Origin of the sequence: Streptomyces tauricus, from assembly GCF_014650955.1 — a bacterium.
Classification (GTDB): domain Bacteria; phylum Actinomycetota; class Actinomycetes; order Streptomycetales; family Streptomycetaceae; genus Streptomyces; species Streptomyces tauricus.
Genome location: NZ_BMVY01000037.1, coordinates 15,304 through 39,984, shown reverse-complemented (window position 1 = coordinate 39,984; position 24,681 = coordinate 15,304). Strand labels below are relative to the sequence as shown.

Genomic DNA, 24,681 nt, shown 5'->3' with positions numbered 1-24,681 from the left:
GGCCTGGGCACGCGGCGGGCGCGTTCGCGTCAGCCATGACCCTCCCGCCAGCCCTTCCAACCCCTCTAGCCGTCGCCCTCCGTACGCTGCCGCTGCAGTGCGCGCGGGCAGTTCGCGCCGCTCGCCTGCGTGAGCAGGATGTGCATGCGCTCGGTGAGCTGTCCGACGTCGTCCGCGGGCCGGTGGAACGGCAGTCGTACGTCGCCGTGGCCGCGAAGGCGCTCGATGCGCAGCGTCAGCCCGTGGCGGTCGACGGCGAGCGGCTGCACCCGGACGGCGCCGTGCAGGCAGTCCGGCTCGACGAGACGGGTCAGCCGCTCGACGGCGTCCGGGTGCGAGTCGGCGAGGTGGGTGAGCAGTTGCGCCTCGGCGAGGGCCAGCGGGTCGGGCTCGGCGGCGGCGTACTCGTCGAGGTCGACGACGACCGCTCCGCCGGCCTCGCGCAGCACGGCGCGGGTCGGGCGGAACGTCAGGTGGTCGTCCTCGGGCGCGAACCAGCCCGCCATCCACAGGCGCGAGCGGATGCGGTTGCGGACCGGGACGGGCGCCACGTCGGCGAACTCCAGTACGGCGGACGGCTCTCCGCGCGGCGCGCAGATCGCGGCCGTGGTGAGCGCGCTGTCGTCGGGCAGGTGCAGCAGCACCCGGCCGTCCTCCGCGACGGTGTGTACGCCGATGAACTCCTCCCGACCGCCTTCCGCGGTCACCGCGCAGGACCACGCCGCGGCGAGCACCGAGCGGGCACGTTGTGCCGTGGCCGGTGCGGCCGTCCAGCTGTGACGGTCACCCATCCCAAAACCTCCCTTAGGTAAGCCTTGCCTAACCTACCGAAGATCGGGGTGTACGCCAACCACGCGGCGCCGCTCGCGGCACCTTTGTGACGCCGAGTTCACGGACGTACGGCTCCGAGCAGGGCTCTCGCGCAGACATCGCGCACCTGTTCCCGGGAGAGGTCCGGCTCCTTGAGCCACTCCAGACAGGCGGCCGCCATGAAGGCCAGCCAGCCCCGCACGGCGATCCGCAGGACCGGCAGGTCGTCCTCGGTCCAGGCGGTCTCCGGGTCGGCGGCCAGCGCCTCCAGGATCTGCCGCTGCTGTGCGGCGAGCGTCTCCCGGTACACCTTCCGGACGGCCTGGTCCCCCGCCGCCTCGGCGCGATGGAAGGCGCGGAAGCCGTGCGCGTGCTTCTGGACGTACTCCAGGAAGGTGTCGAGCCCGGCGTCGATCTGCGTCCGCACGGGCACACCGGGCACGGCGGCGGTGACCCGCAGCATGCGTCTGCTCTCGCGCTCCACGACGGCCGCGAAGAAGTCCCGCTTGGTCGGGAAGTAGTGGTAGAGCAACCCGCGTGAGACGCCCGCGAGTTCGGCCACCTGCTCGATCCAGACGTCGTCGTACGGGCTCTCCGAGAACAACCGCGCCCCGGCGGTGAGCAGTTCCTCCCGGCGCTCCTCGGTGCTGAGCCGACGACGCGTGCGCTCCCCCTCCTTGGCGGCCATGCCCGCACTGTACTCGGCCCGGCGACCTGTCCGAAGCCGAGCGTGACGGCTTACTTGACGTCGGTTCAACAGCGGGACCAGACTGGCGGACACTATTGAATCCGCGTACAACAGGCGCAACCGGCGGTCGGTACAGAGGAGATGGCGCGATGGCGGGCACCAGGGAGACGGCGTTGCCGAAGGGGTTCCGCAGCGCGGAGCTGGGCTGGCCCGAGCTGCACCGCATCCCGCACCCGCCCTACCGCCTGCCGCTGATCGGCGACGCCGTCGGGACCAACCTCCGTACGCCGCTGCAGGATTCGCTGCGCATCGGACGGAGGCTCGGGCCGATCTTCCGGCGCAAGGGGTTCGGCAAGGAGATCGTCTTCGTCTGGGGCGCGGGGCTCACCGGCGAGCTGGCGGACGAGTCACGGTTCGCCAAGCATGTGGGGCTGGGGGTCGCCAACCTCCGTCCCGTCGCCGGGGACGGCCTCTTCACGGCGTACAACCACGAGCCCAACTGGCAGCTGGCGCACGACGTGCTGGCGCCCGGCTTCAGCCGTGAGGCCATGGAGGGCTACCACGCGATGATGCTGGGGGTGGCCGCCCGGCTGACCGACCGCTGGGACGCGGCACAGGCCGCGGGACGGGCCGTCGACGTGCCCGGCGACATGACGAAGCTGACGCTGGAGACGATCGCCCGCACCGGCTTCGGCCATGACTTCGGCTCCTTCGAGCGCGCCCGGCCGCACCCCTTCGTCACGGCCATGGTGGGCGCCCTGTCGTACGCGCAGCGCCTCAATGTCGTCCCCGCGCCGGTGGCGCCGGTGCTGATGCGCGGGGCGACGCGCCGCAACCGGGCCGACGTGGCGTACCTCAACCGCACGGTCGACGCCGTCGTCGAGACGCGCCTGCACGGGCCGGCCGGTGACGGCGACCTGCTGGACCGGATGCTGGGGACCGCCCATCCGGAGACCGGCGAGCGTCTCACCCCCGAGAACGTCCGCCGGCAGGTCATCACCTTCCTGATCGCCGGACACGAGACGACCTCGGGCGCGCTCTCCTTCGCCCTGCACTATCTGGCGCGGCACCCCGAGATCGCCGCCCGCGCCCGTGCCGAGGTGGACCGCGTGTGGGGAGACACGACGGAACCGGCCTACGACCAGGTCGCCAGGCTCCGGTACGTACGGCGCGTACTCGACGAGGCGCTGCGGCTGTGGCCGACGGCGCCCGCGTTCGCGCGCGAGGCCCGTGAGGACACGGTCCTGGGCGGTGTCCATCCGATGCGCCGGGGCGCGTGGGCCCTGGTCCTGATGCCGCTGCTGCACCGCGATCCCGGCACCTGGGGCCCCGACACGGAGAGGTTCGACCCGGACCGCTTCGAGCCGGGAGCCGTACGGGCCCGGCCCGCCCACACCTTCAAGCCGTTCGGCACCGGCGCGCGGGCCTGCATCGGACGGCAGTTCGCGCTGCACGAGGCGACCCTCGTGCTGGGGCTGCTGCTGCGCCGGTACGAGCTGCTGCCGGACCCCGCCTACCGGCTGCGGGTGGCGGAACGGCTCACGCTGATGCCGCAGGGCCTGACACTGCGCCTGGACCGCCGCTCCCCCGCACCGGCTCCCGCCCCGGCCGCCGGGCCGGAGGCCTCCGGGGTCAGGACCAGTGGGGTGCCGTCGGTGCCGTCGGCGTCACGGTGTCCAGTGAGCGGGGCGGGTGAATGACGCCGGCAGTCTGGTGCCGGCGCTGCCCTTGGCGGCGTTGAGCTGCGGCTGGGTGAGGAAGAGGACGCCGGTCAGGTCGGCGTCCGTGAGATCGGCGTCGCGCAGGTCGGCTCCGATCAGATCCGCCGAGCGCAGATCGGCGCCCGTCAGGTCGGCGGCGATGAGGTACGCGCCGCGGAGGTTGGCGCCCCGCAGATCGGCGCCCTTGAGCCGGGCCCCCATCAGGTCGGCGCCCCTGCGCTCCTTCTTCCTGCCCCGGCCGAGTCCGGCGCGGGCCAGTTCGCTGGTGCGCAGCAGCAGGACGTTGACGTCCTGGCGGACCGCCGTCACGTCGAGTCCGGCCAGTTCCGTCCGCTCGCGGCGGGTGAGCGCCTCGACGCGGTCGAGCGCGCGGCGCAGCTCCGGACGGACCGGGCGGGCCGCGGGCAGCTCCAGCGCCTGGGTGAGGTACCAGAGCAGTTCCTGCAGTTGCCGTACGGCATGGAACACGTCGAACATCTGCCGGGCGTGCTCCCCGCTTCCCGAGCGCCAGTCCTCGCCGCCGAAGGTGAGCTGGGAGACCTTCTGGCCGGCGCCGAAGCAGTCGTAGACCGTGCAGCCGTTGAAGCCCCGCTGCCGCAGCTCCGTGTGGATGCCGCAGCCGAAGTCGGCGCGCAGATTGCGGCAGGGGCTGCCGGCCGCCTTGTCGATCGCGAAGTCCGCCGAGGCGGCGAAGGGCAGCGCGACACAGCACAGCCCGAAGCACCGGCCGCAGTCCGCCGTCAGGTCGGTGCGGGCGGGGGCCGTGCCACCGGTTTCGTCTTGCATGTCTGCCAGCGTACGCAGCGCGCGCCCGCCCTGGTCAGGCGGTGTGCCCGCTGTCCGGCCGACCCGCCCGGGCCCGGCCTACGACATGTCGCGGATCATCGCGAGGTTGCTCACCAGCAGGCCGCCGTCGACCGGCAGTGTCACTCCGGTGATCCAGGACGCGTCCGCCGAGGCCAGGAAGGCGACGGTGGACGCGATGTCGGCGGGCTCGCCGACGCGTCCCAACGGGTAGTGGACGGTGGCCCGTTCGAGGTTCTCGCCCCGGCCGTCCCAGGCGTTGGTACGGATGGTGCCTGGCTCGACGAGGTTCACCCGGACACCCCGCGGGGCCGATTCGACGGCGACGGTACGGGTGAGCGAGGCCAGTGCGGCTTTCGCCGCGCTGTACGCGTGGGAGCCGAAGTGCTGCTCGGCGTTGACCGAGCCGATGTTGACGACGGCCCCTCGCCCGCCCGCGGCCACCAGGTGCGGCAGCGCCGCGCGGATGCAGCGGTACGCGCCGTGCAGGGTGATCTCGAAGTCCTCGTACCAGGGGCCGTCCTCGTGCTCCTCGAAGGAGGCGGGGTCGGGGTGGCACGCGTAGGCGTTGTTGACCAGCACGTCCAGGCGGCCGAAGGAGTCCATCGCCGTGGTGACCGCCGCGTCGACGGCGGCGGGGTCGGCGACGTCGCACTCGTACGGGACCGCCGTGCCGCCTGCCGCCTCGATCGCGTCGGCGACCCGCTCGGCGCGGGTCGCGTCGCGGTCCGTGACCAGCACGCCCGCGCCTTCCGCGGCGAAGCGGCGTGCTGTCGCCTCGCCGATGCCCTGGCCCGCGCCCGTGATCAGTACTCCGTAGCCGTCGAATCTCTTCATGTGATCAGCCTAGGGACGCGCGTTCGTCGGCGGGTGCGATGTGGCCGGGCGCGCCGTTCCCCGCGTCCCTCGCGGCGCCTTCATGCCTCGTCCCTCGCCAGGGCCAGGAGGCGGTCCAGGACTCTGGGGCCGCCCGCGCGCACGCCGTCGTGCTCGAACTCGTCCGTGACGTAGGTACGCAGGCCGCGGATCGTGCGGGCCGTGCGCAGGGCGTGCTCCGTGTCGACGTACATGTCGTCGTGGTAGACGGCCGCGGCGACGGGGACCTCGTTGGCCGCGAGGCGGGCGGGGTCGTACAGGACGGGCCAGTCGGTGCGCTCCGCCAGCAGGTCCGCGGTCTCGCGCAGAGGGCGCAGGGCGGGGTCGCAGTCGAAGGTCCAGGGATGGACGGACTCGCCGGTGAACAGGACGGGGCCGTCGCCCGCGAGGGTCTTGGCGGCGTCGAACTGGGGGAAGTCGGCGCGGACCCGCTCGGCGGACCAGGCGGTGGGGCGCTCCCCCTGGGCGTAGCAGGCCTCGTGGACCAGCGCGTACAGGGGATGTCCGGCGTAGGAGAGGAAGGAGTGGGCCTCTTCCTGGAAGGCGTCGGAGAGGGCCGTGCCCTGGGCGGTGCGGACGAAGGCGTTCTCCAGGAGGTAGTGCAGCCGGTGGCTGCCCTCGCTCCCCCCGAGCATGATGCCGAGCGACTGGAAGGCCTCGACGGTGAGCCGGTAACCGCCGTTCAGGACGGGCTCGTTGAGCAGGACGTACTCGGCGATCCGGCGGGCCCGCTCGATGTCCTGGGGGTAACGCGCGTAGTGCGCGGCGACCTTGCGCTCGATACGCGGGTACGCGGCCCGGTAGACGTCGTCGGCGTGGCCGTCGAGGGTCGGGAGCCCGCCCGTGATCAGGGCCGTGCTGAGGCCCTCGGGCGCGGTGGAGAGGTAGTGGGTCGTGCAGAAGCCGCCGAAGCTCTGGCCGAGGACGGCCCAGGGGGCGCCGCCGGTGACGGCCGGGCGGATCGCCTCGCAGTCGCGAACGATGGAGTCGGCGCGGAACAGGGCGAGGTAGTCGGCCTGTTCGCGGGGTCCGCCGCGCAGCGGGAGCGTCTGCCGGTTGGCGGGCGTGGAGCTGCCGGTGCCGCGCTGGTCGAGGAGCAGGACGCGGTACTCCTCCAGGGCGCGCCCCAGCCAGGCCTGTTTGCCGACGAAGCGGTTGGCGCCGAACCCGGGTCCTCCCTGGAGGTACACCAGCCAGGGCAGGTCCTGGTCCGCCTGGTCGCTCGCGACCACTTCACGGGCGTACAGCTCGATCGTCTCGCCGCTGGGGGCGTCGTGATCGAGGGGCACGGTGAACCGGCGGTCGCTGAGGACGACACCGGGCTGACGGTAACTGGTGCTCAAAAGGGGCTCCCGAGACGGACGGATTCCTGACCGCGAACCAGTTCAGCACAAGTTCTTCGGTGAGCCGAGGGCGGGGATCAAGAAAAGCGTACTGACCGGTCGATCAGGCCGGGGAACTGGAACGTACTGAACAACCGCTCAGCACCGCCGCCCGGCCCGGAACGCCCCTCAGCGCGGCGGGAGGCTGGAGCGCCGGACCACCAGTTCCGGCTGGAGGACCACGCGCCGGTGCTGGTGCGCGCCGGGGGCCGCGTCGGCCTCGGTCTCCTCCAGGAGGAGTTCCGCGGCGAGCGCGCCCATGGTCACGGCGGGCTGGCGCACCGAGGTCAGCGGGACGGCCGCCGCCGCGGCGAACTCGATGTCGTCGTAGCCGACGATCGCGAGGTCGTCCGGGACGCTCACCCCGGCCGCGAACATCGCCTGCAGCACACCGAGGGCGAGCAGGTCGTTGGCGCAGAAGACGGCGGTCGGACGGTCGGCGAGCCCGAGGAGACGGGCTCCCGCGTCGCGGCCCGCGGCCACGTCGAGGCGCTCGGTGGGCAGCTCGCGCAGGCACTCAGGCCCGAGTCCCGCCTCCCCGAGGGCGTTCATGGCGCCCGTGCGGCGGTCGGTGACCTGGGTGAGTCCGGGCGGCCCGCTCACGTACGCGATGGAGCGGTGGCCCGCGTCGATGAGGTGCCGTACGGCGAGCGCGCCGCCCGCGACGTCGTCGACGGACACCGAGCACTCGGTGGTGCCCTCGGCCACGCGGTCGACGAGGACGAAGGGGATGCCGTGCCGGCGGAACGCCTCTATGTTGCGTCCGGTCGCGTCGGCCGGGGTCAACAGGACGCCCCGGACGCGCTGTTCGGCGAAGAGCGACAGATAGTCGGCCTCCTCGCCGGCGCTCTGCGCGCTGTTGCAGACCATCACGCCGAGCCCGGCCTCGCGGGCCGCCCGCTCGGCGCCGCGCGCCACGTCCACGAAGAAGGGGTTGCCCATGTCGAGGACGAGCAGGCCCATGATCCGGCTGCGTCCGGCGCGCAGCTGCCGCGCCGACTCGCTGCGGACGTAGCCGAGCCGGTCGATCGCGGAGAGCACGCGGGCGCGGGTCTCGGAGGCGACCGTGTCAGGGCGGTTGATGACGTTCGAGACCGTGCCGACGGAGACTCCGGCGACTCGGGCGACGTCCTTGATACCCACCGACTGGGCCATCAGGCGGTTACCTCCGGGAGAACGGGGAGTGGTGGGCACGCAGTCACATTACCCGCGTGCCCACCCGGAACGGACTGCGTCACGCGGGCAGTCCGAAGTCGATGACACGCAGTGCCGAGGGCGTCGTACCGCTGGACCTGACCTGGTAAAGGACGGACAGTACGCCGTCCTGGGCGATCCGCGTCTCGTCGACGAGCACCTCGCCGAAGGCGTCGAGCCCGGCGCCGTCGAACAGGGTCGTCCAGTCGGTGTGTCCGGAGGCGGCGGACGCGGCGGCGATGCGTCCGTACGGCAGGATCGCGTACGCGTTGTCGTACTTGTCGAGAACCAGCCGGGTGCGCTGGCTGGAGTTCAGGGCGAGGGGTATCTCGGTCTTGCGCCAGGTGCCGGTGGCGGTCTTGCGTACGTGGAAGGCGCGGCCGTGGGCCGTCCGGTCGGCGACGTAGTTCGTGGTGCACTGGCCGAAGCGGCCGGGGACGTAGCTGATGATCGCGTGCGGCCGGCCCGCGGAGTCGGTGGCCTGGCTCTCCTGGTTCATCAGGGAGTGGTCCGGGTTGAGCGCGTCGACCACCAGACCGCCGTCGGTGACGGCGACCGTGTTCGAGGTGCCGGTGGCGCCGACGACCGTGCCCGCGTCGTTGCGCCAGGTGCGGCCGCGGTCGTCGGAGTAGACGTAACCCGTGTCGTGGTTGGTCAGTCCCCCGCTGTTGCACATCACCGCGTTGTTCTGCTCGCGCCAGGTGAAGAAGGAGTGCAGCCGGCCGTCGCGGTCGTAGTCGATGCCGTGCAGGTACATGTTGCGGACGGTGCTGGAGCCGTGCTCGCTGGTGTACGTGCCGGTGGAGGCGCTCCACTCGCCGAGGGCGGTCCAGGACGTGCCGTCGTACTCGGCGAGGGCGTTGCGGCCGTTGCCGGACACCCCGGCGCGGTAGCTGAGCTGGAGTCTCCCCTCGGGCGTGGACACGAACTGCGGGTACGTGAACTGCGAGGTGAGCGCGAGCCCGTCGAGGGTGGACCGGGGCGCGCCGAAGCGGCTCGCGGTCCAGGTCAGGCCCGCGGGGTTGTCCATCAGCCCGGCCACCGACTTGACGTAGGTGAAGCCGTCGCTGTGCGAGTCCATGTGGAGGTGGAGGCGGCCGTCGGTCTTGGACACACCCATGGAGATGACGTTGTGGGAGTCGTCGTAGCGCAGGGTGTGTCCGGCCTTCACGGTCGACCAGGTGCTCGCGCCGAGCGCCCGGCGGCCGACGACGGCGTTGCGGTCGGCGGTGTACCAGGCCGCGTACTGGTAGCCCTTGTGGGTGAGCAGGGCGTTCTTCTGGAACGAGTTGTTGTTGACCAGGCCGTCGTAGGAGACGAAGAAGATGGCCCGGCTGTCGAGTGTGGTGGTCCCGGCCCGGGTGACCGAGGGGCCGGGGGCCGCCGCCCTGGCCGTCCCGGCGAGGGCGGGGGCCGCCGCGGTGCCGAGCAGGGCGGTCGCGAGCAGGGTGCGTCTCTTCATGTCCGGGGCTCCTTGGCGTGTGGGGACGAGGAGGGGAACGAGCTGGGGAAGAGCACGGTGTTCGGGTCAGTGGGTCGGCGGGTCATCAGGCGAGGTGGAACACCTCGGTGAGCGGTTTCATGGCCTCGTCCGGTCTGGCGCCGTCCAGTGCTTCGAAGAACGGCGCCATCTCGGCCTGCCAGCGGGCGTTGACCCCGGTGGCCTCCATGCCCGCCTGCGCGGCGGCGAAGTCCTCGGTCTCCAGGTAGCCGACCAGCAGGCCGTCCTCGCGGAGGAAGAGCGAGTAGTTGTGCCAGCCGGTGGCCGAGAGCGCCTCCCGCATCTCGGGCCACACGGTCGTGTGTCTCTCGCGGTACTCGTCGAGCCGGTCCTCGCGGACCTTGAGCAGGAAACAGACACGCTGCATGAAGTACCACTCCGGGGTCGTGGGGGGGGTGTTGTGCCGTCGGCCGGGCCGCCCGCGACGCGCAGGGCGGCCCCGCTGCCGGCGCCGGGATCAGAAGTCGAACTGGTCGATGTTCTCGGCGTTGAACACGGTCGGCTTGCCGAGGTTGATCACGCCGTCCTTGCCGATGGTGTACTCGCCCATGTCGCCGGCCTTGAAGGTCTCGCCCTCCTTGCCGGTGATCTGGCCGGAGACCAGCGCGACGGAGGTGCGGGCGGCCAGCTCGCCGAGCTTCGCCGGGTCCCACAGCTCGAACGCCTCGACGGTGCCGTTCTTGACGTACTTGCGCATGTCGTTCGGGGTGCCGAGGCCGGTCAGCTTGACCTTGCCCTTGTACTTGGAGCCCGACAGGTACTGGGCGGCGGCCTTGATGCCGACCGTGGTCGGGGAGATGATCCCCTTCAGCTTCGGGTACTCCTGGAGCAGGCCCTGGGTCTGCTGGAAGGACTGCTGGGCGTCGTCGTTGCCGTAGGCGGTCTTGACGAGCTTGATGTCCTTGTACTTCGGGTCCTTCAGCTCGTCCTTCATGAAGTCGATCCACGTGTTCTGGTTCGTCGCGGTCTGCGCGGCGGACAGGATCGCGATCTCGCCCTTGTAGTCGATCTGCTCGGCGAGGAGCTGCACCTCGGTACGGCCCAGGTCCTCGGCGCTGGCCTGCGACACGAAGGCGTTGCGGCAGTCGGTCTTGGTGTCCGAGTCGTAGGTGACGACCTTGATGTCGTTCTTCATGGCCTGCTTGAGCGAGGTGCACAGCGCGCCCGGGTCCTGCGCGGACACGGCGATCGCGTCGACCTGCTGCTGGGTGAGCGTGTTGACGTAGGAGACCTGTCCGGCGGTGTCGGTACCGCTGTTGGTGCCGACCTCCTTGTACTTCGAGCCCAGCTCGGTGAGGGCCTTCTCGCCGCCCTTGTCGGAGGAGGTGAAGTACGGGTTGTTGACCTGCTTGGGCAGGAAGCCGACGGTCAGGCCCTTCTTGGTGGCCGCGTTCGGGTCGGCCTTGCCGGCCGCCGCGTTGGAGCCGCCCTCGTCCTTGACGTCGTCCTTGGAGGTACCGCCACCGCACGCGGTGAGGGCCAGGGCCAGGGAGGTGGTCGCGGCGAGAACCGCACAGGCTCGACGGAGGGATGACTTACGCATGGTGGGTCCTTTACAAGGAGGGTTGAGTACGGCGGGGTGCCCCGAAGGGGCGCGGACCAGCGGAGCGTTACCGCTTAACCAGTGGAACTCTGCGCGGCCCGGCGCCCGGCCCGTGCGACGGAGATCTGCCGGGCGACCCGCGGCCCGAGCACGGACAGCACCAGCAGGATGCCGGTGACGACGATCTGCGACTGCGCGGAGACGTCCTGAAGGCTCATCACGTTCTGCAGGGCCCCGAGCAGGAAGACACCCGCGATCGCGCCGCCGAGCGTCCCCTTGCCGCCGTCGAAGTCGATCCCGCCGAGCAGGACGGCCGCCACGACGGAGAGTTCGAGTCCCGTGGCGTTGTCGTAGCGGGCGCTCGCGTAGTGCAGTGCCCAGAAGATGCCCGTCAGCGAGGCCATCAGGCCGGTCACGGTGAACAGGATCAGCTTCTGCCGCTTGACGCGGATGCCGGCGAACCGCGCGGCCTCCTCGTTGGCGCCGACCGCGAACAGGGATCGCCCGAACGGGGTGGCGTGCAGCGCGACCACGGCGATCGCGAGCAGCACCAGGAAGGGCAGGAACGCGTACGGGATGAAGGTGTCCCCGAGGCGGCCGGCCGCGAAGTCCAGGTACTGGGAGGGGAAGTCGGTCACCGCGTCGGAGCCGAGCACGATCTGCGCGATGCCCCGGTAGGCGGCGAGGGTGCCGATGGTGACGGCGAGGGACGGCAGTCCCAGGCGGGTCACCAGCAGCCCGTTGATCAGCCCGCACACCACTCCGAGGAGCAGACAGATCGGGATGATCGTCTCGATGGTCATGCCCTGGTTCCACAGGGCGCCCATCACGGCGCCGGACAGGCCGGCCGTGGAGGCCACCGAGAGGTCGATCTCGCCGGACACCACGAGCATGGTCATCGGCAGGGCGATCAGCGCGATGGGCAGCGTGTTGCCGATGAGGAACGACAGGTTGAGCGCGTTGCCGAAGCCGTCCACGGTGGTGAAGGACAGCAGCAGGACGACGATCAGGAGGGCGCCGACGACCGTGTCCCAGCGGACGGCGCGCGTGAGAGCGGAGTCAGCCATGGCGGGCGTTCCTCTTCTTCAGTGCGGTCGCCACGCGCAGGGCGACGATCCGGTCGACCGCGATGGCGAGGATGAGCAGGATGCCGTTGATGGCGAGCACCCAGACGGAGCTGACGCCGAGGGCGGGCAGCACGCTGTTGATGGAGGTGAGGAGCAGCGCGCCGAGGGCCGCTCCGTAGACGCTGCCGGAGCCGCCGGTGAAGACGACACCGCCGACCACGACCGCGCTGACGACGGTGAGTTCGTAGCCGTTGCCGGTGCCGGAGTCGACGTTGCCGAACCGGGCGAGGTACAGGGCGCCCGCGAGGCCCGCGAGGGCTCCGCAGAAGGTGTACGCGGCGAGGATCCGCTTGCGCACGGGGATACCGGCGAGACGGGCGGCCTCCGGGTTGGAGCCGAGCGCGTACAGCTCGCGGCCGCTGCCGAAGTGCTTGAGGTAGTACGCGGTCGCGACCAGCACCAGCAGGGCGATCAGGGCCAGGTACGGCACGGCGGAGATGCCGCCGGAGCCGAAGTCGATGAAGCCGTCGGGCAGGCCCGCCGCGGTGATCTGCCGGGAGCCGACCCAGATGGAGTCGATGCCCCGGATGATGTAGAGCGTGCCGAGGGTGACGACGAGCGCGGGTACCTGGCCGAGGCTGACGAGCAGTCCGTTGACCAGGCCGCAACCGATGCCGAGGAGGACCGCCAGGATCACGGCGACGACGGAGTTGCCGCCGCCTTCCAGGTAGGTGCCGGCGGCGAAGGCGCTGATACCGAGCGTGGAGCCGACGGACAGGTCGACGTTGCGGGTGATGACGACCAGCGACTGGCCGGTGGCGACCAGCACGAGGATGGTCGCGTTCAGCAGGAGGTCCTTGATGCCCTGCTCGGACAGGAAGTCGCTGTTGCCGATCTGGGTGATGACGATCATCACCAGGAAGACCAGCAGGATGGCGAGTTCGCGCATCTTGAAGACGCGGTCCACCAGCCGGGTGCCGCTGGACTTGGGCACCTCCGCGGCGGGGGCGGGGTTGGGAGCGGTGACCGTCACGCGGCTGCCCTCCCGGTGGCTGCGGCCATCACGGTTTCCTCGGTGGCGTCGGTACGTGCGATCTCGGCGGTGAGCCGGCCCTCGTGCATGACGAGGACCCGGTCGGCCATGCCGAGGATCTCGGGCAGGTCGGAGGAGATCATCAGGACGGCGACCCCGTCGGCGGCCAGCTGGCTGAGGAGGCGGTGCACCTCGGCCTTCGTACCGACGTCGATGCCTCGGGTCGGCTCGTCGACGATCAGCACCTTGGGGCCGGTGGCGAGCCACTTGGCGAGGACGACCTTCTGCTGGTTGCCGCCGGACAGGGTGTTGACGGTGTCGGCGATGCGGGCGTACTTGACCTGGAGCTTGACGGCCCAGTCGAGGGAGCGGCTGCGCTCGGCGCCCCGGTCCATCAGCCCTGCCCTGACGGTCTTGCGCAGTCCGGTGAGGCCGATGTTGCGCTCGATGGACATGTCCATCACCAGGCCCTGGGCGCGGCGGTCCTCGGGGACGAGGGCGAGACCCGCGGCCATGGCCATGGAGGGCGCGCCGTTCGTCAGCTTCTTCCCGTCGAGCTCGACCTCTCCGGCGTCCCAGCGGTCGACGCCGAAGACGGCCCGGGCGACCTCCGTGCGCCCGGCGCCGACGAGTCCGGCGAGGCCGACGATCTCACCGCGGCGGACGTCGAAGGAGACGTCGGTGAAGACGCCCTCGCGGGTCAGACGGCGGACGCTCAGCGCGACCTCGCCCGCCCGGACGTCCTGCTTGGGGTAGAGCTCGTCGAGGTCGCGGCCGACCATACGGCGGACGAGGTCCTCCTCGGTCATGCCGTCGAGCGGTTCACTGGAGATCAGGGCGCCGTCGCGCAGGGTGGTGACCTGCTGGCAGATCTGGAAGATCTCTTCCAGCCGGTGCGAGATGAACAGCACGGCCGAGCCCTGCTCACGCAGCGTGCGGACCACTCCGAAGAGGCGGGCCACCTCGCTGCCGGTGAGGGCGGCGGTCGGCTCGTCCATGATCAGGACGCGGGCGTCGAAGGAGAGCGCCTTGGCGATCTCGACGATCTGCTGGTCCGCGATGGACAGGCCGCGCGCGGGGCGGTCGGGGTCGAGCTCGACCCCGAGGCGCTTCATGAGGGCCAGGGTCGCGGCGTGCGTGGCCTTGTGGTCGATGCGGCCGAGAGCGCGCCGGGGCTGGCGCCCCATGAAGATGTTCTCGGCGATCGACAGGTCGGGAAAGAGGGTCGGCTCCTGGTAGATCACCGCGATACCCGCGTCGCGGGCGTCGGCGGGACCGTGGAAGAGGGTGGGCTCGCCGTCCAGGAGCACCTGACCGGCGTCCGGTCGGTGCACGCCGGCGAGCGTCTTGATGAGGGTCGACTTGCCCGCGCCGTTCTCTCCGGCGAGTGCGTGCACCTCGCCGGGGAAGAGTTCCAGGGACACGTCCCGCAGGGCGCGTACGGCGCCGAAGGACTTCGAGATGTCCTTGAGTGCCAGCACGGGGGCCGGATCCGCGTCGGACCGGTGGGTCATGAGGGCTCCTCAACGACGCGGGCGATGCGGCCTCACGACGTCGTGAAAGGTTTCAACTAGGTTGCCGGGACGTTAGACATGTAGCCCAGGTCACGTCAATGGGTACCGGCCGAAATTTTCGATAGCCAAAGGTCACAACCGAGTCACGGCAAGGCGTACGCGCCGGAGGGGTTGACAGCCCTTCGGGGGGCTCATAACTTCTGCCTTCTGAATCGTTTCAGAGCCGCGCTGTTCAGAAGTGGTTCGGAAGCAATTCGGACCCGATGCCACAACGGAAGTCACAGGAGCCCCGAAGTGACCGAGCTCGCCGCGGTGAAGGCCGCCCTCAAGACCCAGGCAGTAGAGACGCCGTCGTGGGCGTACGGGAACTCGGGAACCCGCTTCAAGGTGTTCGCGCAGCCCGGGGTTCCCCGCAATCCTTTCGAAAAGCTGGACGACGCGGCGAAGGTGCACGAGTTCACGGGGGCCGCGCCCACCGTGGCGATGCACATCCCCTGGGACCGGGTCGAGGACTACGCGGCGCTCGCGAAGCACGCCGAGGAGCGCGGGCTGACCCTCGGCGCGATCAACTCCAACACCTTCCAGGACGACGACTACAAGCTGGGCAGCGTCTGCCACCCGGACGCCGCGGTGCGCAGGAAGGCCGTGGGCCATCTGCTGGAATGCGTCGACATCATGGACGCCACGGGTTCGAAGGACCTGAAGCTGTGGTTCGCGGACGGTACGAACTATCCCGGCCAGGACGACCTCCGGGACCGCCAGGACCGCCTCTCCGAGGCCCTCGCCCAGGTGTACGAGCGTCTCGGCGACGACCAGCGGATGCTCCTTGAGTACAAGTTCTTCGAGCCGGCCTTCTACGCGACCGACGTACCGGACTGGGGCACGGCGTACGCCCACTGCCTGAAGCTCGGCCCCAAGGCGCAGGTCGTCGTCGACACCGGGCACCACGCGCCGGGCACCAACATCGAGTTCATCGTCGCCACGCTGCTGCGGGAGGGGAAGCTCGGCGCGTTCGACTTCAACTCGCGGTTCTACGCGGACGACGACCTGATGGTGGGCGCCGCCGACCCCTTCCAGCTGTTCCGGATCATGTACGAGGTCATCCGGGGCGGGGGGTTCACGGCGGACGTGGCGTTCATGCTCGACCAGTGCCACAACATCGAGGCGAAGATCCCGGCGATCATCCGTTCCGTGATGAACGTGCAGGAGGCGACCGCGAAGGCGCTGCTCGTCGACCAGGACGCGCTGGCCGCGGCGCAGCGGAGCGGGGACGTGCTCGCGTCGAACGCCGTGCTGATGGACGCGTACAACACGGATGTGCGGCCGCTGGTCGCCGAGGTCCGGGAGGAGCTGGGGCTCGACCCCGACCCGATCGCGGCGTATCACCGGTCCGGGTGGGCGGAGAAGATCGCTGCTGAGCGGGTGGGCGGGGAGCAGGCCGGTTGGGGGGCGTAGCCCTCTGTTCCGGTCTCGGCGGTCCACTCGCCGTGGGGGCTGAGGCCGGGAGCCGACCGCGGGTCGGCTGTGGCCGGCCGTGCCCCGCGGCGGAGCCGCACATCGATACGGCCCCGTGCCCCTGACGGGGCCCGGCCGGCGGCGGTCCGGTGCCGGTCGCGCGTCCCGCGGCGGAGCCACGAACTGATACAGCCCCGAACCCCTCGCGGGGCTTTCTCCTCTCTCTTCTTTAAGGAACTGGAACATGGCTACCCATCCTGAAGCTGCCGCTCTGCTCGGGCGGTCCAATCGGCTCGGTGCTGATCCTCGTAACACCAACTACGCGGGTGGGAACACGTCCGCCAAGGGGACCGGGGCCGATCCCGTGACCGGCGGGGACGTCGAGCTGATGTGGGTCAAGGGGTCCGGGGGCGACCTGGGGACCCTCACCGAGGGCGGGCTAGCCGTGCTGCGGCTCGACCGGCTGCTGGCGCTGAAGGACGTGTACCCGGGCGTCGAGCGCGAGGACGAGATGGTCGCCGCCTTCGACTACTGCCTGCACGGGAAGGGCGGGGCCGCGCCTTCCATCGACACCGCCATGCACGGGCTCGTGGACGCCGCCCATGTCGATCATCTGCATCCCGACTCCGGGATCGCGCTCGCCTGCGCGGCCGACGGGGAGAAGCTGACCGCCGAGTGCTTCGGGGACAGTGTGGTGTGGGTGCCGTGGCGGCGGCCCGGTTTCCAGCTGGGGCTGGACATCGCCGCCGTGAAGGAGGCCAACCCGCAGGCGATCGGCTGTGTCCTCGGCGGGCACGGCATCACCGCCTGGGGCGCCACCGCCGAGGAGTGCGAGCGCAACTCGCTGCACATCATCCGCAGGGCCGAGGAGTTCCTCGTCGAGCGCGGCAAGGCCCAGCCCTTCGGTCCGGCGATCGACGGGTACGCGGCTCTCGGTGACGCCGAGCGGCGGGAGCGGGCCGCCGCCCTCGCGCCCGTCATCCGGTCGATCGCCTCGCAGGACCGGCCCCAGGTCGGGCACTTCACCGACTCCGAGGTCGTCCTCGACTTCCTGGCGAGCGCCGAGCACCCGCGCCTCGCCGCCCTCGGCACCTCCTGCCCCGACCACTTCCTGCGGACGAAGGTCAGGCCGCTCGTCCTCGACCTGCCGCCGACCGCCGACCTCAACGAGGCGATCGCGCGGCTGAAGGAGCTGCACGCCGAGTACCGCGACGAGTACGCGGCCTACTACCAGCGGCACGCCGACGCCGACTCCCCCGCCATGCGCGGCGCGGACCCGGCGATCGTGCTGATCCCCGGTGTCGGCATGTTCTCCTTCGGCAAGGACAAGCAGACCGCGCGCGTCGCCGGCGAGTTCTACGTCAACGCCATCAACGTGATGCGCGGCGCCGAGGCCGTCTCGACGTACGCGCCGATCGAGGAGTCCGAGAAGTTCCGCATCGAGTACTGGGCCCTTGAGGAAGCCAAGCTCCAGCGCATGCCGAAGGCCAAGCCGCTCGCCACGCGGGTCGCGCTCGTGACCGGCGCCGGCAGCGGTATCGGCAAGGCGATCGCCGAGCGGCTCGTCGCCGAGGGCGCCTGTGTCGTGATCGCGGACCTCAACGCGGAGAACGCCGCCGAGGTCGCCACCGCGCTCGGCGGCCCCGACAAGGCCGTCGCCGTCGCCGTGGACGTGACCTCCGAGGAGCAGATCGCCGAGGCCTTCAAGGCGGCGGTCCTCGCCTTCGGCGGTGTCGACCTCGTCGTGAACAACGCCGGTATCTCCATCTCCAAGCCGCTCCTGGAGACCACGGCGAAGGACTGGGACCTCCAGCACGACATCATGGCCCGCGGTTCCTTCCTCGTCTCGCGCGAGGCGGCCCGGGTGATGATCGCGCAGGGGCTCGGCGGGGATGTCATCTACATCGCGTCCAAGAACGCCGTCTTCGCGGGCCCGAACAACATCGCCTACTCGGCGACCAAGGCCGACCAGGCCCACCAGGTCCGCCTGCTCGCCGCAGAGCTGGGCGAGCACGGCATCCGCGTCAACGGCGTCAACCCCGACGGCGTCGTCCGCGGCTCCGGGATCTTCGCGGGCGGCTGGGGTGCCCAGCGCGCCGCCACCTACGGCATCGAGGAGGAGAAGCTCGGCGAGTTCTACGCCCAGCGGACCATCCTCAAGCGCGAGGTCCTGCCCGAGCACGTCGCCAACGCCGTGTTCGCGCTGACGGGCGGCGACCTCACACACACCACCGGTCTGCACGTCCCGGTCGACGCCGGCGTCGCCGCCGCGTTCCTCCGATGACCGGTCCCACCCGGGAGACGGCTGTGAAGTCGTACGCCGCGGTCGACCTCGGCGCGTCCAGCGGACGTGTCATGGTCGGCCGCGTCGGCCCCGACTCGCTGGAGCTGACGGAGGCCCACCGCTTCCCGAACCGGCCCGTGCGTACGCCCGAGGGCCTGCGCTGGGACATCCTCTCCCTGTACGCGGGGGTCCTCGACGGGCTGCGCGCGGCGGGGCACGTCGACTCGGTCGGCATCGACAGCTGGGCCGTCGACTACGGCCTGCTCGACGCCGACGGGGCGCTGCTCGGCAACCCGGTGCACTACCGCGACACCCGTACCCAGGGCGTCGCGGAGAAGGTGTGGGCCACCGTGCCCGCCGCCGAGCTGTACGCGGCCACCGGACTCCAGTACGCGCCCTTCAACACCCTGTACCAGCTGGTGGCGGCCGGCTCCTCCACCCAACTCGCGCACGCCAAGCGCCTGTTGCTCATCCCGGACCTGCTGACGTACTGGCTGACGGGTGAGGCGGGCACGGAGCTGACCAACGCCTCCACCACCCAGCTGATCGATCCGCGTACGGGCGACTGGTCGTACGACGTCGCGGCCCGCCTCGGCATCGACCTGGAGCTGTTCGCGCCGCTGCGGCGGCCCGGCGACCCGGCCGGACTGCTGCGGCCGGACGTCCTGGAGGAGACCGGGCTGACGGGTCCGGTCCCGGTGACGACCGTCGGTTCGCACGACACCGCCTCCGCGGTGGCCGCCGTACCGGCCGTGAACGAGCGGTTCGCGTACATCTGCACCGGCACCTGGTCGCTGGTGGGCCTGGAGCTGACGGCGCCCGTCCTCACCGAGGCGAGCCGTGCCGCGAACTTCACCAACGAGCTGGGCCTGGACGGCACGGTCCGCTATCTGCGGAACATCATGGGCCTGTGGCTGCTCCAGGAGTGCCTGCGGGAGTGGGGCAACCCCGACCTCGGGGAGCTGCTGGCCGCCGCGGCCGAGGTGCCGGCGCTGCGGTCCGTCGTGGACGCGGGGGACGCGGAGTTCCTGGCGCCCGGCCGGATGCCGTCCCGGATCGCCGACGCCTGCCGCGCGTCGGGGCAGCCCGTGCCCGGGTCGCGCGCCGAGATCACCCGGTGCATCCTCGACTCGCTCGCGCTCGCCCACCGCCGGGCCGTCCGCCAGGCGCAGGAGCTGGCCGACCACCCGGTCGACGTCGTGCACATCGTCGGCGGCGGCGCCCGCAACGCCCTGCTGTGCCGCCTCACCGCCGACGCCTGCGGCCTCCCGGTCGTGGCGGGCCCACCCGAGGCGGCGGCCCTGGGCAACGTCCTGGTCCAGGCCCGCGCCAACGGCCAGACGGGCGACCGCACCGAGATGCGCCAACTACTGGTCCGTACGCAGCAATTGACCCGCTACGAGCCCCAGGGCACCACGGCGGCCTGGCAGACGGCCGAGGCCCGACTCCCGGGCCGATGACATGAGATTCCGCCCAGCACAGGCGCCCCGCAAGGGGCGCGGGGAACTGCGCGCCCAGCCACGGTCTGCCGGCAACCGAAGACCCACAGTGGGGTCACCGCTCATTCCGGCAGGACCCCGCGCCGCGTACCGTGTACCCATCCGATGAATGATCTATAGGAGCCGCGATGCGTGTCGCCCTGTTCCTGACCTGTGTCAACGACACGCTGTACCCGGACACAGGCCGAGCCGTCGTGAAGCTGCTGACCAGGCTGGGCGTCGACGTCGACTTCCCGATGGCGCAGACCTGCTGCGGGCAGGCGCACTACAACACCGGATACCGCCACGAGGCCGAACCACTGGCCCGGCACTTCTCCGATGTGTTCGGCGAGTACGACGCGATCGTGACGCCCTCCGGGTCGTGCGGCGCGATGGTGCGCGAGCTGTATCCCCGGATGGGTGAGCGGGCCCGCGCGGAGGGCCGGGGCGACGGTCTCGCCACGACCCTCGCACCGGTCGTGCCGAAGACCTACGAGCTGACCGAGTTCCTGGTGGACGTGCTCGAGGTGACCGACGTGGGCGCGTACTACCCGCACACCGTCACCTACCACCCGACCTGCCACGGACTGCGCAGCCTGGGGCTCGGCGACCGGCCGCGCCGACTGCTCCAGTCCGTCAAGGGACTTGAGCTGAAAGAGCTGCCGGGCGCCGACGAGTGCTGCGGCTTCGGTGGCACCTTCGCGCTCAAGAACTCCGATGTCTCGGCGGCGATGGGGGCCGACAAGGTCCGCAACGCCGAGTCGACGGGCGCCGACGTGCTGTGCGCCGCCGACAACTCCTGTCTCATGCACATCGGCGGCACCATGACCCGGCTCAGGACGGGCATGCGCCCGGTACACATCGCGGAGATCCTGGCGAGCACGGAGGAGGAGCGGGCATGAGCGGTGGCACGTATCTCGGGATGCCGGCCTTTCCGAAGGCCGCGCACGAGGCCGTCCACAACCAGACGCTGCGCGGCAATCTGCGGCACGCGACGCACACCATCCGCGCCAAGCGCGCGAAGGCGGTCGCGGAGGTCTCCGACTGGGCCGAGCTGCGCGAGGCCGGCAAGCAGATCAAGGACCACACCCTCCGTCATCTCGACCGTTATCTCGTGCAGTTGGAGGAGTCGGTCACGGCGGCGGGCGGCACCGTGCACTGGGCCGCCGACGCGGACGAGGCCAACCGGATCGTGACGTACCTCGTCAAGGCGACCGGTGAGAGCGAGGTCGTCAAGGTCAAGTCGATGGCCACGCAGGAGATCGGCCTCAACGAAGCGCTCGAAGCCGAGGGCATCCACGCCTACGAGACCGATCTCGCCGAGCTGATCGTGCAGTTGGGCAAGGACCGGCCCTCGCACATCCTCGTCCCGGCCATCCACCGCAACCGCGGCGAGATCCGGGACATCTTCGCGCGCGAGATGAGCGAGTGGGGCCGCCCGGCGCCGGAGGGCCTGACCGACACACCCGCCGAACTCGCGGACGCGGCCCGCCTGCACCTGCGGGAGAAGTTCCTGCGCGCCAAGGTCGGTGTGTCCGGCGCCAACTTCATGGTCGCCGAGACGGGCACGCTGGTCGTGGTGGAGTCCGAGGGCAACGGCCGGATGTGCCTGACCCTGCCCGAGACACTGATCTCGGTCGTCGGCATCGAGAAGATCGTGCCGACCTGGCAGGACCTGGAGGTCTTCCTGCAGACCCTCCCCCGCTCCTCGACGGCCGAGCGCATGAACCCGTACACCTCGACGTGGACGGGCACCACCGACGAGGACGGGCCGCAGGACTTTCATCTGGTGCTCATCGACAACGGACGCACCGACACGCTGGCCGACGAGGTCGGACGCCAGGCGCTGCGCTGCATCCGCTGCTCGGCGTGTCTCAATGTCTGCCCGGTGTACGAGCGGGCGGGCGGGCACGCGTACGGCTCGGTCTACCCGGGCCCGATCGGCGCGATCCTCAGCCCTCAACTGCGGGGCACCCAGAGCGAGATCGACGCCTCACTCCCGTACGCGTCCTCGCTGTGCGGCGCCTGCTACGACGTGTGCCCGGTGGCGATCGACATCCCGGAGGTGCTGGTGCACTTGCGGGAACGGGTCGTGCAGGGCGGCACCGTGACCCGCGAGGGCGCCAAGGTCGTGCTCAAGCCCGCGAAGGGGCATGCCGCCGAGCGTGCGGCGATGCGTGCCGCCCGGTGGGCGTTCAGTCATCCGGGCGCGCTGCGCACCGGCCAGCGGGTGGCGTCCCGCACGCGTCGCTTCCACCCGCGGACGCTGCCGGGCCCCGGCAAGGCGTGGAGCGAGACCCGGTCGCTGCCGGCGGTGCCCGCGGAGCCGTTCCGCGACTGGTGGCAGCGGACGCGGAGCGGACAGCGGCCCCAGGACGGACCGCAGGGTGGACCTCAGGGCGGACCTCCGGGCGGACTTCCGGGCGGAAAGGACACCTCGAAGTGAGTGGCAGCAGGGATCTGATCCTGGCCCGGGTACGGCGTGCGCTGGCCGATGTGCCGCCGGACGACACGCCGTACGACCAGGCCTTCGCGCGCCCGTATCTGCGCGAGCACGGTCACCGGAGTGTCGCCGGGACGGTGGATCTGCTGGCGGAGAACCTGGCGGACTACCGGGCCCTCGTGCACCGCTGCGCGGCCGGCGAACTGGCGGCGACGATCGCCCGGCTCCTCGACGAGCGGGGTTCGACGGCAGTCTCCGTACCGACGGGCCTGGACCCCGGGTGGCTCGCGGCCACCGAGGTCGCCCAGGTGCCCGACTCGGCCGCGAACACCCCGGACGAACTGGACCGCGTCGACAGTGTGGTCACGGCGTGTGCCGTCGCCATCGCCGAGACCGGCACCATCGTGCTGGACGGGAGCCCGGATCAGGGCCGCCGCCGGATCACGCTGGTCCCGGACCACCACATCTGTGTCGTCCGCGTGCCCGACCAGGTGGTGACCTCCGTGCCCCAGGGCCTGGAGCGCCTCGATCCGGCCCGCCCGCTGACCTGGATCTCGGGCCCGTCCGCCACCAGTGACATCGAACTCGACCGGGTCGAGGGGGTGCACGGTCCGCGCACCCTTGAGGTGGTGCTGGTGAGCGGAGAATGAGCGGGGAGTGACGGACGCGGTTAGCGTGAAGGCATGATCCGGTTCGAACAGGTCACCAAGCGCTATCCGGACGGTACGACCGCTGTGGACGGGCTCTCCTTCGAGGTGTCCGAGGGCGAACTCGTCACGCTCGTGGGCCCGTCCGGCTGCGGCAAGACGACGACCATGATGATGGTCAACCGTCTCATCGAGCCGACCTCGGGCCGGATCCTCGTCGACGGCGAGGACATCGCGACGGTCGACCCGGTGCTGCTGCGCCGCCGGATCGGTTACGTGATCCAGCAGGTGGGCCTGTTCCCGCACCGCACGGTCCTCGACAACACGGCGACCGTACCCACCCTCGTCGGCTGGAAGAAGACGAAGGCGCGGGCACGGGCCGCCGAACTGCTCGACCTCGTGGGGCTGGACCCGAAGACGTTCGGCCCGCGCTATCCGGACCAGCTCTCCGGCGGCCAGCGCCAGCGGGTCGGCGTGGCGCGGGCCCTGGCCGCCGACCCGCCCGTCCTGCTGATGGACGAGCCCTTCGGGGCGGTCGACCCGGTGGTGCGCGAGCAGTTGCAGGACGAGTTCCTGCGTATGCAGGCGGCCGTGCGCAAGACGGTGCTGCTGGTCACGCACGACATCGAGGAGGCCGTACGGCTCGGCGACCGCATCGCCGTGTACGGGCAGGGCCGCATCGAGCAGTACGACACGCCCGGGGCGGTACTGGGCACCCCGGCGACCCCGTACGTGGCGGAGTTCGTGGGCGCCGACCGGGGCCTGAAGCGGCTGTCGGTCACCGAGATCGAGCCCGACGACCTGGAGCAGCCGCCGGTCGTCCGCCTCGACGAGCCCGCCGACCGGGCCGCCGGCCGGCTGCGCGCGGAGGGCGCTCGCTGGGCGGTCGTCCTGGACGCGGAGGACGATCTGCACGGCTGGGTGGGTGTCGAGGAACTGGCCGGGGGCGGCACGGTGGCCGCCCTCGTCCACCGGATGAAGTCCTGGGTCCCGGTGGGCGCCCCGCTCAAGCAGGCCTTCGGCGTGATGCTCCAGCACGACGCCGGCTGGGTGGCCGTGCTCGACGGGGCGCGCTTCCTCGGCGTACTGACCCCGGCGAAACTGCACGAGGCGCTGCGCCGCTCGGTGGACGCGGACGCGCTCGGTGTGCCGCGGGGTCAGGTGGACTTCGACTCGGTGGCGGACGCCTGAGCCCTCGTCCTCCTGCCCCTGCCCGTGCTGTCCTCGTCGTCCCTGCCGTCCCGGCTGTCCCTGTCGTCCCTGCTGTCCCGGTCGTCGCGGCCGTCCGCGCCGTAGGAACGGGACGAGCGGTTCAGCAGGCCGAACGTCCATCGTTCGTTGAAGCCCGACAGGAAGCCGATGGCGCACCAGAAGACCCAGAACGAGGTGCTTGCCTCCTCGCGCCCCCCGCAGATGTCGTCCGTCGCGGCCGGGATCTCGATCACCTGGGCGAACTCGGCGCTCAGCAACAGGAACACGGCGATGCCGAGGACCCATCCGATGACCACCCGGTAGACGCCCTCGTGCCGCATGCTCCGTGCCATCTGACCCGGCACGACCGCCGCGCTGTGGCCGTTGGTCTTGCGGCGGGTCAGTTCGTCCCCGCTGTTGCGCAGCCGCGCCAGCACGCTGAACACCGCGCCGAACGCCCCGGCGCCGCCGCTGAGGAAGACACCCATGAGCGTCCAGCGGTCGCTGCAGTTCAAGGTGATGCCCAGGTGCCCGAGCCACCCCCACGCGCCCGCCATCAGCGGGAGGCTGAGCAGCACGAGACTGAGCAGCAGTCCGCTGGAGAGCCCGACGTTGAGCCCGCGGCTGACGGCGACCGCTCTGTCCTGGCGGACCCTGGCCCGGATGCCGGCGATCTCCTTGTCGAGGTAGTCCTCCAGGCCGGCGCTGTACTGCTTCTCGTCGAGTTGCGGAGAGGCGAGCGCACTGCGGAGCGCGTACTCCACGGTGGCCATCAGCGAGACCCTGGTCTCCCTCTCGAAGGCCCGCTGGGAGACCCCGTACAGCCGCTGCAGTTCCAGGTGCTGCTTCGGGAACGTCCTGCACAGCTTCTGGTAGCCGTCGCAGGGCAGGGAATCCAGTTCGCTCAGCAGCCTGGGCTTTTCGAGCGTGGCCGCTCCCACCATCATTTCGGATAATCTCTCCCGCCTCGTCGGGCGGTATCCCCCGTTTTCCATGTAAGACGTGTACCGACGCGGAGGTCGTGCGGGAAGGCGTTGTGTCGCACCAGTA

General features: G+C 70.9%; 21 protein-coding genes. 8 read left to right on the top strand and 13 right to left on the bottom strand.

All coding sequences use genetic code 11. From position 1 onward, the window contains the following. Nucleotides 1–65 precede the first annotated feature (65 nt). Both IE278_RS35260 and IE278_RS35255 read right to left on the bottom strand, forming a co-directional pair. Entirely contained in the window at nucleotides 66–791 is a 726-nt protein-coding gene (locus IE278_RS35260) for a DUF2470 domain-containing protein (protein ID WP_189778635.1), read from the bottom strand. A gap of 98 nt (nucleotides 792–889) precedes the next feature. Further along, a complete protein-coding gene (locus tag IE278_RS35255) occupies nucleotides 890–1,498 on the bottom strand; it encodes a TetR/AcrR family transcriptional regulator (RefSeq protein WP_189778634.1) in 609 nt (202 codons plus the stop codon). A gap of 149 nt (nucleotides 1,499–1,647) precedes the next feature. On the opposite strand from IE278_RS35255, the gene IE278_RS35250 reads away from it, so the two are divergent. Further along, nucleotides 1,648–3,198 (top strand): cytochrome P450, encoded by a 1,551-nt coding sequence (locus IE278_RS35250; RefSeq protein WP_189778632.1) that lies wholly within the window; start codon nucleotides 1,648–1,650, stop codon nucleotides 3,196–3,198. Here the strand turns inward: IE278_RS35250 and IE278_RS35245 are convergent. The 10 genes from IE278_RS35245 to IE278_RS35200 form a co-directional block, all read right to left on the bottom strand. Then, on the bottom strand, nucleotides 3,166–4,005 hold the full coding sequence (locus IE278_RS35245) for a pentapeptide repeat-containing protein (RefSeq protein WP_189778624.1): 840 nt from the start codon (nucleotides 4,003–4,005) through the stop codon (nucleotides 3,166–3,168). The two genes, IE278_RS35250 and IE278_RS35245, sit on opposite strands and share 33 nt — an antisense overlap. 78 nt (nucleotides 4,006–4,083) lie before the next feature. Beyond that, nucleotides 4,084–4,860, bottom strand: coding sequence for an SDR family NAD(P)-dependent oxidoreductase (locus IE278_RS35240; RefSeq protein WP_189778622.1), 777 nt, complete (start codon nucleotides 4,858–4,860; stop codon nucleotides 4,084–4,086). Between the two features lie 80 nt (nucleotides 4,861–4,940). Next, the gene (locus IE278_RS35235) at nucleotides 4,941–6,242 is read right to left on the bottom strand and encodes an alpha/beta fold hydrolase (RefSeq protein WP_189778620.1); all 1,302 of its coding nucleotides are present in this window, start codon (nucleotides 6,240–6,242) and stop codon (nucleotides 4,941–4,943) included. A gap of 168 nt (nucleotides 6,243–6,410) precedes the next feature. Next, nucleotides 6,411–7,436, bottom strand: coding sequence for a LacI family DNA-binding transcriptional regulator (locus tag IE278_RS35230; RefSeq protein ID WP_189778618.1), 1,026 nt, complete (start codon nucleotides 7,434–7,436; stop codon nucleotides 6,411–6,413). A gap of 79 nt (nucleotides 7,437–7,515) precedes the next feature. After that, nucleotides 7,516–8,937, bottom strand: a complete 1,422-nt coding sequence (locus tag IE278_RS35225; protein WP_189778616.1) for a BNR repeat-containing protein — start codon at nucleotides 8,935–8,937, stop codon at nucleotides 7,516–7,518. Between the two features lie 85 nt (nucleotides 8,938–9,022). After that, complete coding sequence (locus IE278_RS35220; RefSeq protein WP_189778614.1) at nucleotides 9,023–9,343, bottom strand: L-rhamnose mutarotase; 321 nt, start codon at nucleotides 9,341–9,343, stop codon at nucleotides 9,023–9,025. A 90-nt stretch (nucleotides 9,344–9,433) separates the two neighbouring features. Continuing rightward, complete coding sequence (gene rhaS, locus IE278_RS35215; RefSeq protein ID WP_189778612.1) at nucleotides 9,434–10,519, bottom strand: rhamnose ABC transporter substrate-binding protein; 1,086 nt, start codon at nucleotides 10,517–10,519, stop codon at nucleotides 9,434–9,436. Between the two features lie 74 nt (nucleotides 10,520–10,593). Then, the gene (locus IE278_RS35210) at nucleotides 10,594–11,586 is read right to left on the bottom strand and encodes an ABC transporter permease (protein ID WP_189778610.1); all 993 of its coding nucleotides are present in this window, start codon (nucleotides 11,584–11,586) and stop codon (nucleotides 10,594–10,596) included. After that, on the bottom strand, nucleotides 11,579–12,619 hold the full coding sequence (locus tag IE278_RS35205; protein WP_189778608.1) for an ABC transporter permease: 1,041 nt from the start codon (nucleotides 12,617–12,619) through the stop codon (nucleotides 11,579–11,581). Before IE278_RS35205 ends, IE278_RS35210 begins: the two co-directional genes overlap by 8 nt. Beyond that, a complete protein-coding gene (locus IE278_RS35200) occupies nucleotides 12,616–14,133 on the bottom strand; it encodes a sugar ABC transporter ATP-binding protein (protein WP_189778606.1) in 1,518 nt (505 codons plus the stop codon). The genes IE278_RS35205 and IE278_RS35200 overlap by 4 nt, the downstream gene beginning before the upstream one ends. A 294-nt stretch (nucleotides 14,134–14,427) precedes the next feature. Here IE278_RS35200 and rhaI point away from each other — a divergent pair, with 294 nt between their 5' ends. The 7 genes from rhaI (at nucleotide 14,428) to IE278_RS35165 (ending at nucleotide 23,631) form a co-directional block, all read left to right on the top strand. Next, a complete protein-coding gene (rhaI, locus tag IE278_RS35195; protein ID WP_189778604.1) occupies nucleotides 14,428–15,588 on the top strand; it encodes an L-rhamnose isomerase in 1,161 nt (386 codons plus the stop codon). Nucleotides 15,589–15,832: 244 nt separating this feature from the next. Continuing rightward, nucleotides 15,833–17,872, top strand: coding sequence for a bifunctional aldolase/short-chain dehydrogenase (locus IE278_RS35190; RefSeq protein ID WP_189778602.1), 2,040 nt, complete (start codon nucleotides 15,833–15,835; stop codon nucleotides 17,870–17,872). Nucleotides 17,873–17,895: 23 nt separating this feature from the next. Beyond that, nucleotides 17,896–19,332 (top strand): rhamnulokinase, encoded by a 1,437-nt coding sequence (locus IE278_RS35185; protein WP_189778667.1) that lies wholly within the window; start codon nucleotides 17,896–17,898, stop codon nucleotides 19,330–19,332. Nucleotides 19,333–19,499: 167 nt separating this feature from the next. Then, nucleotides 19,500–20,252 carry a (Fe-S)-binding protein gene (locus IE278_RS35180; protein ID WP_189778599.1) on the top strand — a complete coding sequence of 251 codons (753 nt, stop codon included), beginning with the start codon at nucleotides 19,500–19,502 and terminating at the stop codon, nucleotides 20,250–20,252. Continuing rightward, nucleotides 20,249–21,796 (top strand): LutB/LldF family L-lactate oxidation iron-sulfur protein, encoded by a 1,548-nt coding sequence (locus IE278_RS35175; protein WP_246571172.1) that lies wholly within the window; start codon nucleotides 20,249–20,251, stop codon nucleotides 21,794–21,796. Before IE278_RS35180 ends, IE278_RS35175 begins: the two co-directional genes overlap by 4 nt. After that, nucleotides 21,793–22,443 carry a LutC/YkgG family protein gene (locus tag IE278_RS35170; protein ID WP_246571169.1) on the top strand — a complete coding sequence of 217 codons (651 nt, stop codon included), beginning with the start codon at nucleotides 21,793–21,795 and terminating at the stop codon, nucleotides 22,441–22,443. The genes IE278_RS35175 and IE278_RS35170 overlap by 4 nt, the downstream gene beginning before the upstream one ends. A gap of 33 nt (nucleotides 22,444–22,476) precedes the next feature. Then, nucleotides 22,477–23,631 (top strand): ABC transporter ATP-binding protein, encoded by a 1,155-nt coding sequence (locus IE278_RS35165; protein WP_189778597.1) that lies wholly within the window; start codon nucleotides 22,477–22,479, stop codon nucleotides 23,629–23,631. Here IE278_RS35165 and IE278_RS35160 read toward each other — a convergent pair. Then, nucleotides 23,598–24,578 (bottom strand): hypothetical protein, encoded by a 981-nt coding sequence (locus IE278_RS35160; RefSeq protein WP_189778595.1) that lies wholly within the window; start codon nucleotides 24,576–24,578, stop codon nucleotides 23,598–23,600. The genes IE278_RS35165 and IE278_RS35160 overlap by 34 nt on opposite strands. Between the last annotated feature and the right edge of the window lie 103 nt (nucleotides 24,579–24,681).